Raw genomic sequence first — 369 nt, 5'->3', positions numbered from 1 at the left:
TACTTACAGCTCCCCGAAGCATATCGGCGTTAGTCCCGTCCTTCATCGACTCCTAGTGTCAAGGCATCCACCGTGCGCCCTTTCTAACTTAACCAAACTAAAATTAAAAAATATGAGCTACACTGTTATCTAGTTTTCAAAGAACATACATTTATTTCTGAGAGATAGTTCTCTCAAAACTGAACAAAACGAAACACGGAAACTTATATTGATGAACAGCGTTCATCAATTCTCCATAGAAAGGAGGTGATCCAGCCGCACCTTCCGATACGGCTACCTTGTTACGACTTCACCCCAATCATCTGTCCCACCTTAGGCGGCTGGCTCCAAAAAGGTTACCCCACCGACTTCGGGTGTTACAAACTCTCG

The 369-nt window shown here is 44.4% G+C and carries 2 rRNA genes; both read right to left on the bottom strand.

The features are described 5' to 3' along the window. Window positions 1-94: ribosomal RNA gene (locus AC1DIT_RS28615) — 23S ribosomal RNA — on the bottom strand; the annotation flags it as partial. Window positions 95-239: 145 nt separating this feature from the next. Then, window positions 240-369: ribosomal RNA gene (locus AC1DIT_RS28610) — 16S ribosomal RNA — on the bottom strand; the annotation flags it as partial.

This window comes from Bacillus sp. 05T22 (assembly GCF_056396765.1).
Note: the sequence above shows the minus strand (reverse complement) of the source record. Positions and strands in the feature narration are given on the sequence as shown.